The sequence below is a fragment of the Ramlibacter montanisoli genome (assembly GCF_013087525.1).
GTDB lineage: Bacteria > Pseudomonadota > Gammaproteobacteria > Burkholderiales > Burkholderiaceae_C > Ramlibacter > Ramlibacter montanisoli.
Genome location: NZ_JABFCS010000001.1, coordinates 1,672,028 through 1,689,354 on the forward strand (window position 1 = coordinate 1,672,028; position 17,327 = coordinate 1,689,354).

General features: G+C 67.6%; 12 protein-coding genes, 1 tRNA gene and 4 pseudogenes. 13 read left to right on the forward strand and 4 right to left on the reverse strand.

The window, feature by feature from the left end; genetic code table 11:
- Positions 1-302 precede the first annotated feature (302 nt).
- The gene (locus HK415_RS08390) at positions 303-1,085 is read left to right on the forward strand and encodes a hypothetical protein (protein WP_171558109.1); all 783 of its coding nucleotides are present in this window, start codon (positions 303-305) and stop codon (positions 1,083-1,085) included.
- A 13-nt stretch (positions 1,086-1,098) separates the two neighbouring features.
- Here HK415_RS08390 and HK415_RS08395 read toward each other — a convergent pair.
- Positions 1,099-1,175, reverse strand: a tRNA-Pro gene (locus HK415_RS08395).
- 178 nt (positions 1,176-1,353) lie between these two features.
- On the opposite strand from HK415_RS08395, the gene HK415_RS24795 reads away from it, so the two are divergent.
- From HK415_RS24795 to HK415_RS08400, 3 genes are read left to right on the forward strand one after another with little or no spacing between them, the layout of a single operon-like run.
- On the forward strand, positions 1,354-1,674 hold the full coding sequence (locus HK415_RS24795; protein WP_253261815.1) for a hypothetical protein: 321 nt from the start codon (positions 1,354-1,356) through the stop codon (positions 1,672-1,674).
- Entirely contained in the window at positions 1,644-1,982 is a 339-nt protein-coding gene (locus HK415_RS24800) for a hypothetical protein (protein ID WP_253261816.1), read from the forward strand. Before HK415_RS24795 ends, HK415_RS24800 begins: the two co-directional genes overlap by 31 nt.
- The gene (locus tag HK415_RS08400) at positions 1,979-2,920 is read left to right on the forward strand and encodes a methyl-accepting chemotaxis protein (RefSeq protein WP_253261817.1); all 942 of its coding nucleotides are present in this window, start codon (positions 1,979-1,981) and stop codon (positions 2,918-2,920) included. The genes HK415_RS24800 and HK415_RS08400 overlap by 4 nt, the downstream gene beginning before the upstream one ends.
- A gap of 6 nt (positions 2,921-2,926) precedes the next feature.
- On the opposite strand, the gene boxB is transcribed toward HK415_RS08400, so the two are convergent.
- From boxB to HK415_RS08415, 3 genes and pseudogenes are all read right to left on the reverse strand, one after another.
- The gene (boxB, locus tag HK415_RS08405; RefSeq protein ID WP_171558114.1) at positions 2,927-4,351 is read right to left on the reverse strand and encodes a benzoyl-CoA 2,3-epoxidase subunit BoxB; all 1,425 of its coding nucleotides are present in this window, start codon (positions 4,349-4,351) and stop codon (positions 2,927-2,929) included.
- A 3-nt stretch (positions 4,352-4,354) separates the two neighbouring features.
- Positions 4,355-5,951: pseudogene (boxC, locus tag HK415_RS08410) on the reverse strand (2,3-epoxybenzoyl-CoA dihydrolase).
- Complete coding sequence (locus tag HK415_RS08415) at positions 5,857-6,951, reverse strand: helix-turn-helix transcriptional regulator (protein WP_253261818.1); 1,095 nt, start codon at positions 6,949-6,951, stop codon at positions 5,857-5,859. Before HK415_RS08415 ends, boxC begins: the two are co-directional and overlap by 95 nt.
- A gap of 110 nt (positions 6,952-7,061) precedes the next feature.
- Here HK415_RS08415 and HK415_RS08420 point away from each other — a divergent pair, with 110 nt between their 5' ends.
- From HK415_RS08420 to HK415_RS08460, 9 genes and pseudogenes are all read left to right on the forward strand, one after another.
- Positions 7,062-7,538 carry a flavodoxin domain-containing protein gene (locus HK415_RS08420; RefSeq protein ID WP_171558116.1) on the forward strand — a complete coding sequence of 159 codons (477 nt, stop codon included), beginning with the start codon at positions 7,062-7,064 and terminating at the stop codon, positions 7,536-7,538.
- Positions 7,539-7,584: 46 nt separating this feature from the next.
- Entirely contained in the window at positions 7,585-9,156 is a 1,572-nt protein-coding gene (locus HK415_RS08425; protein WP_171558119.1) for a benzoate-CoA ligase family protein, read from the forward strand.
- A 76-nt stretch (positions 9,157-9,232) separates the two neighbouring features.
- Positions 9,233-10,419, forward strand: a pseudogene (locus HK415_RS08430) (ABC transporter substrate-binding protein).
- Positions 10,420-10,558: 139 nt separating this feature from the next.
- A pseudogene (locus tag HK415_RS08435) lies at positions 10,559-11,421 on the forward strand (branched-chain amino acid ABC transporter permease).
- Positions 11,418-12,415 (forward strand): annotated as a pseudogene (locus HK415_RS08440) (branched-chain amino acid ABC transporter permease). The pseudogenes HK415_RS08435 and HK415_RS08440 overlap by 4 nt, the downstream one beginning before the upstream one ends.
- Positions 12,408-13,160, forward strand: coding sequence for an ABC transporter ATP-binding protein (locus HK415_RS08445; protein ID WP_171558121.1), 753 nt, complete (start codon positions 12,408-12,410; stop codon positions 13,158-13,160). Before HK415_RS08440 ends, HK415_RS08445 begins: the two are co-directional and overlap by 8 nt.
- Entirely contained in the window at positions 13,153-13,866 is a 714-nt protein-coding gene (locus HK415_RS08450) for an ABC transporter ATP-binding protein (protein WP_171558124.1), read from the forward strand. Before HK415_RS08445 ends, HK415_RS08450 begins: the two co-directional genes overlap by 8 nt.
- 174 nt (positions 13,867-14,040) lie before the next feature.
- Positions 14,041-15,990: a 1,4-alpha-glucan branching protein GlgB gene (gene glgB, locus HK415_RS08455; protein ID WP_171558126.1), complete on the forward strand. Its 1,950-nt coding sequence runs from the start codon at positions 14,041-14,043 to the stop codon at positions 15,988-15,990.
- A complete protein-coding gene (locus HK415_RS08460) occupies positions 15,977-17,278 on the forward strand; it encodes a glucose-1-phosphate adenylyltransferase (RefSeq protein ID WP_171558128.1) in 1,302 nt (433 codons plus the stop codon). The genes glgB and HK415_RS08460 overlap by 14 nt, the downstream gene beginning before the upstream one ends.
- The last annotated feature ends 49 nt before the right edge of the window (positions 17,279-17,327 follow it).

Here is a 17,327-nt window from a genome sequence, read left to right on the forward strand (position 1 = left end):
GACTGGTCGACGGGAAGATTTATAGGGCAAGCACTTAAGGCTGCCTATCGCGTGCAGGGGGCACATACAACCGCGTGTTACCAGCTGCCTGTGTGCAAATACATCTCCGACACACCGTGAAAAGGCGCAGCCACGCTGGGGCAAAGGCGATGGAACGGGCCGCAACAGTCGCACGCATCTCGTAAATTAAAGAAACAAAACGACACAAACACGGTAACAATGATCCATATGGACGGTACGTGACGCAATCCGCACCCTCTCCGGAAAACCGACGCAATGACTTGACGGCGTGGAACGATTTGTTGCAACGCGTGGGCGCCGAGGGCTGGCCGCACGGACGCGAGCAGTCGTTCAAGATGGTCCAGGGAGGCCTGCTGCGGGATCGCCTGCTCCTGGGGGTGCAGCGCAGCACGATCCAACCTTCGCACTTGTGGACGCTGGCAGGCGAGCTCGGGATGCCGCCTGCGGGCCAGGAACTGCTCGCGCAGCACTGGGAGCGCGCCAACGCGGTGTTCCTCGCCACCGAGGAGAGCGACGCGGCGCGCATGTACAAGGTGTATCTGGAGTTCTGGGACGAGGCGCGGCGCGCGGTGCGCAGCGGCGCCCGCTGCGCGCAACTGCTGCACCTGGGCGTGAAGTGGAGCAGCGCACGTCCCGGCCACCACGAGGAGGCCCGCTACATGGTGCACCCGCTGCTCGGGCTGCGCGACATCCAGCGCCGCATGGCGGACGGCTACCCTGCGCAGTCGCCCGGCGCCGGCCTCGAACTCGCGCGCGCGATCGTGCGCAGGGCGGCGATGCGCAGTCCGCAGGCCGCATTCCTGTACCTCGAAGCCAGCGAAGCGGGCAATCCCCGCCGTTCGTTCGACATCAACCTGTACAAGTCAGGGTTGCGGGTGGGCGAGGTCGCCGCGGAACTGCGTTCGCTCGCGCAGCACTTCGGGATCGCGGCCGGGGACATTGAGGAACAGTTGCAGCAGCTCGGCGAACTGGCCCTCGGCCACATCTCGGGCGGGTGCGACCGGCGCGGGGCCGAGTTCCTGAGTGTCTATGCGGAGATTGCACCCCTGCCCGATGCGGCATGAGTACGAAAGGCTTTGGTCGGAGCGATAGGATTCGAACCTACGACCCTCTGGTCCCAAACCAGATGCGCTACCAGACTGCGCTACGCTCCGAAGTGCGCCATTCTACGTGGCGCCTGCCGGCGGGCCCCGGCGACCGTTGACCGGTGGCGCGTTGCGCCTCCACGTCAATCTACGGGCCGCGAATTTGTCCTGGATCAAATCCCTGCTACCTTTCCCTCCGCTTACGCATGCTTACAAGCGGCGGGGCAGACATAAGAGAGGGGGTTTCGTGAAGATCCAATGGACCATCGGCCGCAAGTTGTTCGGCCTGAGCGTTGTTGCACTGGCCTTCCTGGCCATCGTCGGAGGCACGGGCTGGCTCGCCGCCGCCAGCCAGCTGTCCACCACGTCGGAGCACCTGCTCGAAGCGCAGGAGGCTATCCGCCTGCAGATGGAAGCCGACATGGCGCACGACGCGGTGCGTGCGGATGTCTACGGCGCCCTGCTCGCCGGCCAGAAGGGGAGATCGACAGGGCCGCGGCGAACACCAAGGAGCTGGAGGAGCACGGCCGCGAGCTGGTGGACTCCCTGCAGAAGCTGGACCGCATGAACCTCGATGCCGCCACGCGGCAGGCGCTGGCGAACGTTCGGCCCCGCCTGAACCAGTACCTCGCGCAGGCGCGCAGCCTGGCCGGCGACGCGATGAAGGATTCCGTGAACTCCGGCGACCGGGTGCTGGCCTTCTCGGACTCCTTCCAGGCGCTGGAAAAGGAGATGGAGGCCTTGACGTCCCTCATCACCACCCGCTCGCAGAAGGCGCAGGCGGAAAGCGCCGCGGCGTCGAGCCGCGCGCAGGTGTCGATCGCCATCGCCCTGGCCCTGTCCGCGGCCGTCCTGCTGCAACCAGCCTCCTCATGAGCCGCAGCATCGTCGCGCGCGTGCGCCGGGCGGTGCAGATCGCCGAGACGGTGGCGACCGGCGACCTCAGCTCCCGGATCGAGGTGCAAGGCTCCGACGAAGCGGCGCAGCTGCTGCAGGCGCTCGCCAGCATGAACGGCAGCCTGGTGCAGCTGGTGGGCACGGTGCGCCAGGCCACCGACAACATCGCCGCGGGCAGCGTTCAGATCGCCAGCGGCAACCAGGACCTGAGCCAGCGGACCGAGGAACAGGCCAGCAACCTGCAGCAGACCGCTGCGTCCATGGAGCAGATCACCGCCGGCGTGCGCGCCAACGCGGACACCACGCGCGCGGCCAGCGAGATGGCGAGCACCGCCAGCCGTTCGGCCGGTGCCAGCGGGGAGGCCATGCAGAAGCTGGTGGGCACCATGTCGCTGGTAACCGCCTCCAGCAAGCGCATCACGGACATCATCGGCGTGATCGACGGCATCGCCTTCCAGACCAACATCCTGGCGCTGAATGCGGCGGTGGAAGCGGCGCGTGCGGGCGACCAGGGACGCGGCTTCGCCGTCGTGGCCACAGAGGTGCGCACGCTCGCCCAGCGCAGCGCGGCAGCCGCCAAGGAGATCAAGGCCCTGATCGAGGAAAGCGTGGGCCAGGTCACCGCCGGCGAGCGCGAGGCGCAGCTGGCCGGTGAAAGCATGGCGCAGGTGGTGCGCCAGGTGCAGCAGGTCACCACCCTGCTCTCGGAGATCAGCACCGCCACCACCGAGCAGCACAAGGGCATCTCCGAAGTGAGCGCGGCGGTGACGCAGATCGATCGCGTCACCCAGAGCAATGCGTCGCTGGTGGAGGAGGCCGCCGCGGCGGCCGAAAGCCTGAACCAGCAGGCCTCCCGGCTGGTCCAGGCGGTGTCGCTGTTCCGCACCAGCGAGCAACGGGAGTTGCTGCCGGCCTGACCGGGGTCAGAGCTTCACGTATTCGTATTCCACCGACTGCGCATTGATGCCGCGGTCCGGCGGCGCGATCCACGCCGCCATCTTGCCCGGCTCGGTGACGCGCTGCTGCAGCGACTTGACGAAGGCGATGTCCTCCGGCGTCGGCAGCCATTCGTCCTTGCGCGCCTCGAATTCGGCGGCCGTGATCGGCTGGCCCTGCGGGTCGGTGTGCAGGCCGGCCCAGGCGCCCACCTGGCGGCGGAAGCGCGTGGACGGCAGCTTGAACTCGAAGGGCACGCCGTTCTTGCGCACCAGCATGTTCCAGCGCGTCACGCCGATGTTGCAGTCCTTGGCGTATTCCAGGCGCGTGATCTCGTTGATGCCGTTGCGCACCGAGATCGCCTCGTCGCGCACGCCGCCCTTGCCGTCCGGGACCTGGATGGTCATCGACGTCCCCGACTCCACGTGGTCGGAGAACTTGGCCTCGTCGGGCCGGCCCTTGATGCCGTTGCTGAAGTAGTTGGCGGCGTTGGAGGAAGATTCCGAGCCGAACAGGTCCAGCGAGCTGGTGAACCAGAAGTTCATGAACTTCTGGATGGTGGGCAGGTCGATGGCGCCGTGCTCGCGGATGCGCTTGGCGTCGTCGGTGTCCAGCTCCTTCATCACCTCCAGCGTGCGCTTGATGACGCGGCCGACGCCGGTCTCGCCCACGAACATGTGGTGCGCTTCCTCGGTCAGCATGAACTGGCAGGTGCGCGACAGCGGGTCGAAGGCGCTTTCGGCCAGCGACTTGAGCTGGAACTTGCCGTCGCGGTCGGTGAAGTAGGTGAACATGAAGAAGGACAGCCAGTTGTCCATGGGCTCGTTGAAGGTGCCCAGGATGCGCGGCTTGTCCGGGTCGCCCGAGTGGCGCTCGAGCAGTTCCTCCGCCTCCTCGCGTCCGTCGCGGCCGAAGTAGGCGTGCAGCAGGTAGACCATGGCCCAGAGGTGGCGGCCCTCTTCCACGTTCACCTGGAACAGGTTGCGCAGGTCGTACAGCGAGGGCGCGGTGTGTCCCAGCAGCCGCTGCTGTTCGACCGACGCGGGCTCGGTGTCGCCCTGCGTGACGATCAGGCGGCGGAAGGTGGAGCGGAACTCGCCGGGCACTTCCTGCCATGCGTCCTGGCCCATGAAGTCGCCGAAGCCGATCTTGCGGCCTTCCTGCTTGTCGGCCAGGAAGATGCCCCAGCGGTATTCGGGCATCGGCGTGTAGCCGTACTGCGCCCAGCCCGAGGCGTCCACGCCGACGGCGGTGCGCAGGTACACGTCCTTCGCGTTGAAGTCGCTCGGGCCCATCTCGTCCCACCAGCGCAGGAAGGCGGGCTGCCAGTGCTCCAGGGCGCGCTGCAGCTGGCGGTTGTCGGCCAGGCTGACGTTGTTGGGGATCTTGGCCTGCAGGTCGATCGTGCTCATGTCTTAAATCCTCTTCCAGTCGAATTTCGCCTTCTTGCCCGAGCCGAACAGCTTCAGCGCGCCCTCCTCGCCCACCGCGTTGGGGCGGATGAAGATCCAGTTCTGCCAAGCGGACAGGCGGCCGAACACGCGCGTTTCCATCGTCTCGCGGCCCGGGAAGCGCAGCGAGGCTTCCATGCCGGTGAGCGCGTCCGGCGAGAGCGAGGCGCGCTCTTCCAGCATCAGGCGGATCTCGTCGTCCCAGTCGATGTCGTCGGGGTCAGCGTGACCAGTCCCAGACCCAGCGCCTGGTCGGCGCGCAGCGGACTGTCCTGCAGCCCCTGGAGTTGCGCGATGGTCTGGGCGTCCTCGTTGAAGCGGGTCTGCAGGCGCGTGAGGCCGTTGACCTCGGGATAGCGGCCGAAGTTGGCCGCGTTCAGGCGCAGCGCGGGCGCGGCGTCGGGCGCATCCGGCAGGTCCAGCATGTAGATGCGGTCGCAGGCCAGCGCCAGTTCGTACAGGGTCCCGGCGAACGCGGAGCCTTCGTCCACGAGGGCGATCAGCGAACGGCTGGTCACGTCCAGGCGGGCCAGCGTGCGGCGCAACGCACCGAGCGTCTCGCGCACCAGCCAGTGGTCCTTGTGCTTTTCCAGCGTGGCATCGGCCTGCATCACCAGCTGGGCGTCGCCGCGCGTCTTGATGACCCAGGTGCCGATCTCCAGCTCGTTGGTGCGCAGGTTCAGGATCGCGTCGTCCAGCTCGCGGGCCAGCTGCAGCGGCCACCACTTCACGCCGGCCGCGACGATCGCCTCGGGGTGGACTCGATGGCGGCCTTGGGCGCCTGCACGGTGAAGGTGGCGATGCGGGCGGCGCGGTCGATGGCGACGTCCACCAGCCCGTAGTGGTAGCCCTGCTCGTCGATCGTGGCTTTCAGCGGCGTCAACTCGATGCCCTGCTGCGGGCCGCCGCGCTTGGATTGCGCGCGCAGCGCCGCCACTTCGCTGTCCACCAGCGCGCCGAACTGCTGCGGCTTGGCATGGCCGTCGATCAGCTTCCAGTCCTTGGCGCGGTCGGCCCGCACGCCTTCGCTGGTGGTGCAGAAGATGTCCGCGAGGTCGCGGCGCACCTTGCGCTTGTCGGTCACGCGGGTGAGGCCGCCGGTGCCGGGCAGCACGCCCAGCAGCGGGACTTCCGGCAGGCTGACCGTGGACGAGCGGTCGTCCACCATCACGATGCGGTCGCAGGCCAGCGCGAGTTCGTAGCCGCCGCCGGCACAGGCGCCGGTGACCGCGGCCACCGACTTCAGGCCCTCTTGGCGCGAGGAGTCTTCCAGGCCGTTGCGGGTCTCGTTGGTGAACTTGCAGAAGTTCACCTTCCATGCGTGCGTGGACAGGCCCAGCATGTAGATGTTGGCGCCCGAGCACCAGATGCGGTCCTTGCCGCTTTCGAACACCACCACCTTCACGGCGGGATGTTCGAAGCGGATGCGGTTGAGCGCATCGTGCAGCTCGATGTCGACGCCCAGGTCATAGCTGTTGAGCTTGAGCTTGTAGCCCGGCTTGATGCCGCCGTCCTCGTCGATGTCCAGCTTGAGCCGGGCGACGTCGCCCTGCACTTCCAGCTTCCAGTGGCGGTAGCGGGACGGGTGGGTCGCGAAGCTCACCAGCTCGCGCTCCTCGCCGGCCAGCACCTGCTTGAACAGCAGGGGTTCGGTCATGGCATTCATCGGGTCTCCAGGGGTTCGCCTGCGCTGCGGGCACGGCCCGCGCCAGGTCTTTCAGGGATTGCTTGACGGTACGCGCGGCGGTGTCGATCACCGCGTCGGCACGCGCGTACAGGGCTTCGCGGCTGGCGAGGATGCGGCGGATGTCCTCCAGCGCCTCGCCCATCGCGTTCTCTCCATGCGCGGCGGTGAAGGGACGCATGTCGCCTTGGGCCACCACGCGGCTCATGTGCTCTTCGGGGCTGGCCTTGACCCAGACGCAGTAGAAGTGGTTCTGCAGCAGGTCGAAGGTCTCGCGTTCGCTCACGATGCTGCCACCGGTGGTCATCACCACGCCGTCGGCGTGTTCCTCCGCGATGCGCAGCAGCGCGCGGCGCTCGTAGCGGCGGTAGCCGGCCTGCCCGTGCAGAAGCAGGATCTCGTTCATGCTGGTGCCGGCCTCGCGCTCGATCTCGCGATCGAGTTCGATGAAGGGCACGCCGCGTTCGGCGGCCAGTTGCGCGCCCAGCGTGGTCTTGCCCGCGCCGCGCAGTCCCACCAGCGCGATGCGCTGCTCGCGGCCCTGTGCGTCGGCCAGGCCGAAGGTGGTGGCCAGCAGCGCATGGGCCTGGTCCAGCTGCGAGTCGTCCAGCCGCGCCAGCAACCCTTGCGCGCGGGCCAGCGCGGGGCGCGGCGCGTCTTGCAGCAGGTCGAGAATGGTGATGTTCAGTGCGCGCGCGGCCGCTTCCAGCGAGTTGATCGACACGTTGCCCTTGCCGGTTTCCACGTCGGCCAGGAAGCGTTCGGACAGGCCGGAATCGGTGGCGAGCTGCTTGCGGGTCATGCCGCGCCGCGCGCGCCAGGCACGCACGCGTGCCCCCAGCTCGGCGAGCGTCGCGCGGTTGTCGGTGTCGGTCATGAGCTGCATGTCGGGAGCGTTTTCTGCAGAAACCTTGCGCTGGATCAAGATTGCAGTATACTTCCCATCATCGACATGTCAAGCAGTTTACTGCATGTGATCGGAACCACATGAAGCTCAAGATCCTCGTCGGCACCATGACCAGCACGGCCGATTATGTCGCCCAGGCCATCCAGATGGATTGCGCCGACCTGGTGGATGAGATCGACATCACCATGATGGACGGAAGGGACTCTTCCGTTTTTGACGAAGATGCGCTATATCTCATCTGCACGTCCACTTATGGCTCCGGCGACGTGCCCGACAACGCGCGTGCCCTGTATGAATCGCTCGACGCCCAGCCCCGTTTCCTGGGGCATGTGCGCTACGGCGTGATCGCCCTCGGCGACCGCACCTATGCACAGACTTTCTGCTTCGGCGGCAAGAAGTTCGACGAGCGCCTGCAGGGACTGGGCGCACAGCGCATCGGCGAGCTCTGGTGCCACGACGCCAGCGCGGGGACGATGCCGGAGGAACTGGGCGCGGCATGGTGCAGGGAGTGGCTGGAGAAGGAAGCGATTCCGGTGATGCAGAAGCAGACGGCGTGAACGACGCTTCCTGAGCCGGATCGGGAAGGCCGCGAGGAGACAAGACATGCACCTGAGCCACGCCGACCACGGCGCCAGCCCGCCCCGCGTGGAAATTCCGCGCGACTACAACGCGGCGCACGACCTGCTGAAGCGCAATGCCGCGCGGCCGGACAAGGTCGCCTACATCGATGCCACCAGCGGCGCGAAGCTCACCTACGGCGAACTCGAGGACCAGGCGCGCCGCTTCGCCGCGGCGCTGCGCCACCGCGGCTTCAAGACCGAAACGCGCGTCATGCTGGCCATGCTGGACACCCTCGAGTGGCCCGTGGTGTTCCTGGGCTGCATCCTCGCCGGCGTCGTGCCGGTCGCGGCCAACACGCTGCTGACGACCAAGGACTTCGACTTCATGCTGCGCGACTCGCGCGCGCAGGCGCTTTTCGTGTCCAGGGCGCTGTTGCCCACATTCGAGCCGCTGGTGGGCAGGATCTCGACGCTGGAGCAGATGTTCGTGGCCGGCGGCGAGGGCGAGCATTCGGTGGCGCACCTGATTGCTTCCGGCAAGGCCGACAGCGAGGTGGCGGGCACCTGCAGCGACGACGTGTGCTTCTGGCTCTATTCCAGCGGTTCCACCGGCACGCCCAAGGGCACGGTGCACCTGCACAGCCACCTGGTGCAGACCGCGGAACTGTATGGCCGCGGGGTGCTGGGCATCCGCGAGAACGACGTCGTGTACTCCGCGGCCAAGCTGTTCTTCGCCTACGGCCTGGGCAACGCCCTCACCTTCCCCCTGAGCGTGGGCGCGACCACGATCCTGCTGCCCACGCGGCCGGCGCCGGCGGACGTGTTCCGCATCCTGAAGGAATACCGGCCCTCCATCTTCTACGGCGTGCCGACCCTCTACGCGGCATTGCTCGCGGATCCGAACAAGCCGAAGAAGTCCGAGATCGCGCTGCGCGTGTGCACCAGCGCGGGCGAGGCGCTGCCGGCGGAGATCGGCCAGCGCTGGACCGCCGAATACGGCTGCGAGATCCTCGACGGCATCGGCTCCACCGAGATGCTGCACATCTTCCTGTCCAACCGTCCCGGCAAGGTCCGCTACGGAACGACCGGGCAGCCGGTTCCCGGCTACGAGGTGCGCATCGTCGGCGACGACGGCCACGAGTGCGGGCCCGGCGAGATCGGCGAGCTGCAGATCAGCGGGCCGAGCGCGGCCATCATGTACTGGAACAGCCGCGCGAAGACCAAGGCGACCTTCGCCGGCGAATGGACGCGCAGCGGCGACAAGTACACGCGCGACGCCGACGGCTACTACACCTACGGCGGCCGCAGCGACGACATGCTCAAGGTCGGCGGCATCTACGTCTCGCCCTTCGAGGTCGAGGCCTGCCTGATGACGCACACGAGCGTGCTGGAGGCCGCCGTGATCGGCGTGGCGGACCAGGACGGCCTGGTGAAGCCGAAGGCCTACGTCGTGCTCAAGCCGGGACAGCAGGCGAGCGCCGAGGACCTGCAGGGGCACGTGAAGAGCCGGCTCGCGCCCTACAAGTACCCGCGCTGGATCGCCTTCGTGCCCGAGTTGCCGAAGACGGCGACGGGCAAGATCCAGCGTTTCAAGCTGCGCGCGGCGGCTGCCTGAGGGAAAGCCATGTGGCGCGGACCCGCCGCATGCCCGCACAATCCGCACGCTACGAAATCACAACGAAGGAGTGTCCATGACCACCCGCCGCCTCGTCCTCTCCCGCGGTGCCGCCCTCGTGGGTGCAGCGTCCACCGGGCTGCTGCTGCCGGAGATCGCGCGTGCCCAGTCCAACCGGATCCGCGTCGGCTTCATGCTGCCGTACACCGGCACCTTCGCGCAGCTGGGCGTCGCCATCGAGAACGGCGTGCGCATGGCGATCGGCGAAAAGGGCGGCAAGCTGGGTGGCCGCGAGATCGAGTGGTTCAAGGTGGACGACGAGTCCGAGCCGTCCAAGGGCGTCGAGAACGCCAACCGGCTGGTGCAGCGCGACAAGGTGGACGTGCTGATCGGCACCGTGCACTCCGGCGTGCAGATGGGCATCCAGCGCGTGGCGCGCGAGAGCGGCGTGCTGAGCCTGATCCCCAACGCCGGCGTGCATGCGGCCACGCGGGGCCTGTGCGCGCCCAACGTGTTCCGCACGTCCTTCACCAACAGCCAGCCGACGCTGGCGCTCGGCAAGCCCATGATGGACAAGGGCCTGAAGCGCACGGTGTGGATCACCTGGAAGTACGCGGCGGGCGACGAGGCCTTCGAGGGCTTCAAGGAAAGCTACACCAAGGCCGGCGGCACCATCGTCAAGGAACTGGGCCTGCCCTTCCCCAACGTCGAATTCCAGGCGCTGCTCACCGAGATCGCGTCGCTGCGCCCGGACGCCGTGGCCTGCTTCTTCGCCGGGGCGGCGCCGCCAAGTTCATCCGCGACTACGCGGCCGCGGGCCTGAAGGACCGCATCCCGCTGTGGGGCTCGGGCTTCCTGACCGAGGGCGTGCTGGACGCCGCCGGCCCGGCCGCCGAGGGCATCATGACCACGATGCACTATGCGGACTCGCTGGACACGCCGCGCAACCGGCAGTTCCGCACGGCCTACGCGACGAACTTCAAGATGCAGCCGGACGTGTACTCGGTGCAGGGCTACGACACCGGCCTGCTGCTGGCGCAGGGCATGGCGGCCGTCAAGGGCGACATCGGCAACAAGCAGGCGCTGTACAAGTCGCTGGAGACCCAGACCATCGACAGCCCGCGCGGCAAGTGGTCCATGAGCAAGGCGCACAACCCGATCCAGGACATCTACCTGCGCCGCGTCGAGAACAAGGACAACAAGGTGATCGGCATCGCCGCCAAGGCGCTGTCCGATTCGGGCGCCGGCTGCAAGCTGGGCTGACCCGCATTCCACCGAGACCGTGTCATGCCGGGCCTGCCCCGGCATCCATGCGCGCACGCCACCATGGATCCCGGGGCCAGCCCGGGATGACAAGCCGGTGCGCAGGCAGAATCCCGGACGGCCTGCCGACACAAGAACGATGGACTTCGCCAACTTCCTGATCCAGCTCTGAACAGCGTGCAGTACGGCCTGCTGCTGTTCATGCTGGCCGCCGGGCTCACGCTGATCTTCGGGATCATGGGCGTGGTGAACCTGGCGCACGGCAGCTTCTACATGCTGGGTGCCTATCTCGCCTGGTCGCTCGCCGCGAAGACCGGCAGCCTGCTGCTCGCGATCGTGCTGGGCACCGCGCTGTCGGTGGCCTTCGGGCTGGTGCTCGAGCGCCTGCTGTTCCGGCACTTCTACCACCGCGACCACCTGGACCAGGTGCTCCTGACCTTCGGGCTGATCTACATCTTCGAGGAGATGCGCTCCATCCTCTGGGGCGACGACGTGCACGGCGTGCCCATCCCGCAGGTGCTGTCAGCCTCGCTGCCGCTGACCGACAACCTGTCCTACCCGGTCTACCGGCTGTTCATGTCGGGGCTGTGCATCGTGCTGGCCGTGGCGCTCTACCTGCTGATCTCGAAGACGCGCCTGGGGATGAAGATCCGCGCCGGCGCCTTCAACCACGAGATGACCGAGGCGCTGGGCGTCAACGTCAAGCTGATCCACATGGTGGTGTTCGCCTTGGGCGTGGGCCTGGCCAGCATCGCGGGGATGATCGCCTCGCCGATCTCGAGCGTGTACCCGAACATGGGCTCGCAGGTGCTGATCATGTGTTTCGTGGTGGTGGTGATCGGCGGCATCGGCTCGGTGCGCGGCGCCCTGATCTCCGCGCTGCTGGTCGGCCTGGTGGACACCTTCGGCAAGGTGCTGCTGCCGCAGGTGGCGGGCATGCTGGTGTACATGCTGATGGCGGCGGTGCTGCTGTGGAAGCCGGAAGGGCTGTTCCGGCAATGAGCGCGCCCGGCACCCACCTCGAACGCCTGCCGCGCGGCCTGCAGGTCGCGCTGGCCCTGGGGCTGGTCGCGCTGCTCGCCTTCCCCTTCTTCGGCACCGACTTCTACACGCAGATGGTCGCGCGGATGATGATCCTCGCGATCTTCGCCATGAGCCTCGACCTGCTGCAGGGCGTGACCGGCCTGGTGTCGCTGGGCCACGCCGCCTTCTTCGGCCTGGCGGGCTACGCGCTCGCCTTCCTCACGCCCGAGGGCCAGGCGGTGAGCGTCTGGTGGACGCTGCCGGCGGCGATGGCCGCTTCGGGGCTGGCGGCGCTGGTCATCGGCTTCTTCGTGGTGCGCACGCGCGGCATCTACTTCATCATGGTCACCATGGCCTTCGCGCAGATGGTGTTCTTCCTGTTCTTCGACAACAAGGCGCTGGGCGGCTCCGACGGCGTGTACATCAACTTCAAGCCTTCCGCCGGCCTGTTCGACCTGGAGAACAAGCGCGTCTTCTACTACTTCACGCTGGCGGTGCTGGTGCTGGTCTACTTCTTCCTGCGGCGCCTCCTCTTCAGCCCCTTCGGCCGCGCGCTCGCCGGCATCCGCGTGAACGAGCACCGCATGCGGGCGATGGGCTTCGGCACCTTCGGCTACAAGCTGGCCGCCTTCACGCTCGCCGGCGCGCTGGCGGGGCTGGCGGGCTACCTTTGGGGGCGCAGACCGGCTTCGTCAACCCCGAGCTCATGGGCTTCCACATGAGCGCGCACGCGATCATGATGGTGATCCTCGGCGGCATGGGCAACTTCGCCGGTGCCATCCTCGGTGCCTTCGCCTTCGAGTTCCTGCTGGACGAATTCAAGGGCCTGCCGGCGATCGGCAAGTTCGAGACCGGCAAGCACTGGCAGCTGTGGATGGGCCTGTTCATCGTGCTGGTGGTGGCGTTCGCGCCGCGCGGGCTGCTCGGCCTGCTGGAACGCGTGCTTCGGCGCAAGGAGCCGCACCGTGACTGAGGCCCTGCTCTCCGCGCACAAGGTCACCCGGCGCTTCGGCGGGCTGGCCGCCGTGAACGACGTGACGCTGGACCTCTGGCGCGACCGCATCCACGCCGTGATCGGCCCCAATGGCGCCGGCAAGTCCACGCTGACCAACCTGCTCTCGGGCGACCTGGCGCCCAGCGCCGGGACCATCACGCTCGCCGGGCGCGAGGTCACGGGCTGGAGCCCGGAACGCATCTCGCGCGCCGGTCTCGGGCGCAGCTACCAGAAGACCAACATCTTCCTGCCCTTCACCGTGTGGGAGAACATCCGGCTGGCCGCGCAGTCGCGAACGCCGCACGCGGCCGGCTGGCTGCGCCGTGCCGACGGCATCGCCGCGGCCAACGAACGCGCCGAACGCGCGCTCGAACTCGCCGGCCTGCAGGCGCGCCGCCATCACGTCGCCGGCGCGGCCAGCCACGGCGAGCAGCGGCAGCTCGAGATCGCGATGACGCTGGCCACGGATCCACAGGTGCTGCTGCTCGACGAGCCGCTCGCCGGCATGGGCACGGCCGAAGCCGAGCGCATGGTCGAACTGCTGCTGCGCCTGAAGAAGGACCACGCGATGATGCTGGTGGAACACGACATGGACGCCGTGTTCACGCTGGCCGACCACCTGACGGTGATGGTCAACGGGCAGGTGATCGCCAGCGGCACGCCGCCGCAGGTGCGCGCCGACGCCAACGTGCAATCGGCCTACCTCGGGGAAGAGCATGTCTGAAAGGCTGGTCGACGCGCGCGGCGTCCACAGCTACTACGGCTCCAGCCACGTGCTGCGCGGCATCGACTTCCACGTGGACCGCGGCGAGACCATCGGCCTGATGGGACGCAACGGCATGGGCAAGAGCACGCTGCTCAAGACGCTCATGGGGCTGGTGCAGCCGCGCGAAGGAACCGTCGAGGTGAAGGGCCGCAACATGGTGGGCCGGCCGTCCTACGAGGTCGCGCAGCTCGGCATCGCCTACGTTCCCGAAGGCCGGGGCATCTTCGGCAACCTGAGCGTGAAGGAAAACCTGGTGATGGCGGCGCGGCCGGGCACGCGGGGCCAGCGTGACTGGACGTACGAGCGCGTGCTCGACACTTTCCCGCGGCTGCAGGAACGCCTGGGCCACGGCGGCCAGCAGCTGTCCGGCGGCGAGCAGCAGATGCTCACCATTGGCCGTGCACTGATGACCAACCCCGACGTGCTCATCCTCGATGAAGCCACGGAAGGACTGGCACCCCTGATCGCGCGCGAGATCTGGCGCATCTGCGGCGTCATCCGTGACAGCGGCATCTCGAGCGTGATCGTCGACAAGAACTGGAAGCACGTGACGCAGGTGAGCGACCGCAACGTGATACTCGTCAAGGGCGAAGTCGTGTTCCAGGGAAGCTCTGCCGAGCTGCGCGCGCAGCCTCATCTGCTGGACCAGCACCTCGGCGTGTAGCGCACTGCTCGTCGTCTGATGCATTCCATCTCGGCGTCGGCACCGTGACTACGGGCGCCTGACCGCGCGCGCCCCGCGCGAATGTAGGTTCCGGCCTACGCCGCTTGATCTGCGCTTCCTTCACGCCTTCATTCGGGGCGCCAACACAATGGCCCGCTCACGAACACGAAGGCCATGAAGCCCCATCTGCCCGACGAGGAGAAAAGTTCTGCATTGGAGGCGCGGCCGCAAGTGCAGCCCCGGCGACTCGCCAGCCACCACCACCGCCAGTTCGAAGTGATGGGCGCGCATCCCGCGGAGCGCGGCACGTGGTTCACCGTGTGGGCGCCGAATGCGCGCAGCGTGGGCGTGATGGGCAACTTCAACGACTGGCAATGCGTGCCGCTGCAGCGCGTGGACGACGGCAGCGGCCGCTGGAGCGGTTTCGTCGAGGGCGCGCGCGCCGGCCACTGCTACAAGTTCCGCATCCAGGACGCCTGGGGCCACTGGATGGACAAGGCGGATCCCTATGCCTTCCGCATGGAGCATCCGCCCGGCACGGCCTCGCAGATCTGGGACCTGTCGCACGAGTGGGGCGACGGCGAGTGGATGCGCACGCGCTGGCAACGCCAGTCGCACCGTTCCCCGATCTCCATCTACGAAGTGCACCTGGGCTCCTGGCAGCGCGAGGAGGACGGGCGCTTCCTCAACTACCGCGACATCGCGCAGCGGCTCGCGGTGCACTGCCACAACCTCGGCTTCACCCACGTGGAGCTGATGCCGGTGACGGAACACCCGTTCTACGGCTCCTGGGGTTACCAGACCACGGGCTACTTCGCCGCGACCTCGCGCTACGGCACGCCGCAGGACCTGATGGCCTTCGTCGACACGCTGCACCAGCAGGGCATCGGCGTGTTCCTCGACTGGGTTCCATCGCACTTCCCGGCCGACCCGCACGCGCTGGCGCGCTTCGACGGCACGGCGCTGTACGAGCACGAGGATCCGCGCCTGGGCTTCCACCCGGAGTGGAACAGCCTGATCTTCAACTACGGCCGCTACGAGGTGCGCGACTTCCTGATCAGCAACGCGCTGTTCTGGCTGGAGAAGTACCACTTCGACGGCCTGCGCGTGGACGCGGTCGCATCGATGCTGTACCTCGATTACGGCCGGCGCCACGGCGAGTGGATCCCCAACGCGCAGGGCGGCAATCAGAACCACGACGCGGTGCGCTTCCTGCAGGACCTCAACACCTCGGTCTACGCGCAGTTCCCCGACGTGCACATGATCGCCGAGGAATCGACGGCATGGCCGGCGGTGTCGCGCCCCGTGGACTGGGGCGGCCTGGGCTTCGGCATGAAGTGGAACATGGGCTGGATGAACGACACGCTGCGCTATTTCTCGCGGCCGCACTTCTACCGGCACTGGCACGGCGACGACATCCGCTTTTCCGCGGTGTACGCGTTCCACGAGAACTTCATCCTGCCGCTGTCGCATGACGAGGTCGTCTACGGCAAGGGCAGCCTGCTGGGGCGGCAGCCCGGGGACGAGTGGCAGCGTTTCGCCGGCCTGCGCAACCTGTACGGCGCGATGTGGACGCACCCGGGCAAGAAGTTGCTGTTCATGGGCGGCGAGTTCGGGCAGGCCGAGGAGTGGCACCACGAGCGAACGCTGGACTGGCACCTGTGGGCGCGGCCCTACCACGCCGGCCTCGCGCGCTGGGTCTCGGACCTGAACGCGCTGTACCGGTGCCTGCCCGCGCTGCACGCCAACGATTTCGACGCCGAGGGCTTCAGCTGGCTGCCCTGCGAACGCCACGAGAACACCATCCTGAGTCTTCTGCGGCGCGGCGGCCCGGACGATGCGCTGGTCGTCGCCATCTGCAACATGACCCCGGAACCGCGCACTGCCCTGCGGGTGGCGATGCCCGAGGCGGGGACCTGGCATGAACTCCTCAACAGCGACGCCGCCTTCTATGGCGGAAGCGGGGTCGGCAACCTCGGGCGCGTGCAGGCCACGGCCCACCCGGTGGGCGGCTGGCCGGCCAGCGCTCTCGTCGCCGTGCCGCCCCTGGGCACCGTGATCCTCTCGAACCGCCCGATTCCAACGACAGCCCTGACCCTGGGAGATTCTCATGCCCGCCAATAGGAACGTTCTGGCCTTCGTGATGGCCGGCGGCGAAGGCGCGCGACTGCATCCGCTCACCGCCAACCGCTGCAAGCCAGCCGTGCCCTTCAACGGCAAGCACCGCATCGTGGACTTCGTGCTGTCCAACCTGGTGAACTCGGAGATCTATTCGACCTACCTGCTGGTGCAGTACAAGTCGCAGTCGCTGATCGAGCACGTGCGCCAGACCTGGACCATGGCGCGCTTCATGCCGCAGCACTTCATCACGGTGGTGCCGCCCCAGATGCGCCACGGCCCGGCCTGGTTCCAGGGCACCGCGGACGCGGTGTACCAGAACATCCACCTCATCGAGAGCATGCAGCCGGACATCGTGGCGGTGTTCGGGGCGGACCACATCTACCGCATGGACGTGCGGCAGATGATCGATTTCCACGTCAAGAGCAACGCGCATGCGAGCGTGGCGACCATCCCGGTGGAACTGGGCGAGTGCGACCAGTTCGGCATCGTGGACATCGACGAGCGCCACCGCATCACGGACTTCCGCGAGAAGCCGAAGAGCACGCGACCCATGCCGGGCAGCCGCACCCATGCGCTCGCGTCGATGGGCAACTACATCTTCAACGCCGACGTGCTGCTGGCGCAGTTGAAGCGCATGCACGAAAGCGGCGAGACCGACTTCGGCAAGCACATCCTGCCTTCGATGGTGAAGAGCCACAAGCTGGTGGCCTATGATTTCGCCACCAACATCATCGACGGCACCGAGCCCTACGAGGAGCACGCCTACTGGCGCGACGTCGGCACCATCGACGCGTACTACCAGGCGCACTTCGACACGCTGGGCGCGCAGCCGAAGTTCCGCATGACCAACAGGCACTGGCCGATCTACGCCAGCCCGGACCAGGCCGAATCCGCGCAGATCGAGAACGGCGTGATCAACCGCTCCGTCGTCGGCTCCGGCAGCATCGTCGACGGCGCCACGCTCGACCACGCGATGTTGCGGCGTTCCGTGCTGGTGGAACGCGGCGCGAGGCTGGAACACTGCATCGTGATGGAGCGCTCGCGCATCGGCCGCGGCGCCCAGGTGCGGCGCGCGATCATCGACCAGGACAACGACATTCCGGCGGACGAGCGCATCGGCTTCGACTTGGAGCAGGACCGCAGGCGCTTCCCGGTCACCGCCTCCGGCATCGTGGTCGTGCCGGCCGGCGCGTTCCCGGCGCGCAAGGCCGCGAGTTCGCCCATCCCCGGAACCGTGCCGGGCACTTCGCGGCTGGAGGAGGCGGTGTCCCGGATGGAGATGCTTGCATGACGGCGCAAGCCGTCAGCAAGACCCACGCGCATCGCATCAGCAGCCTTCC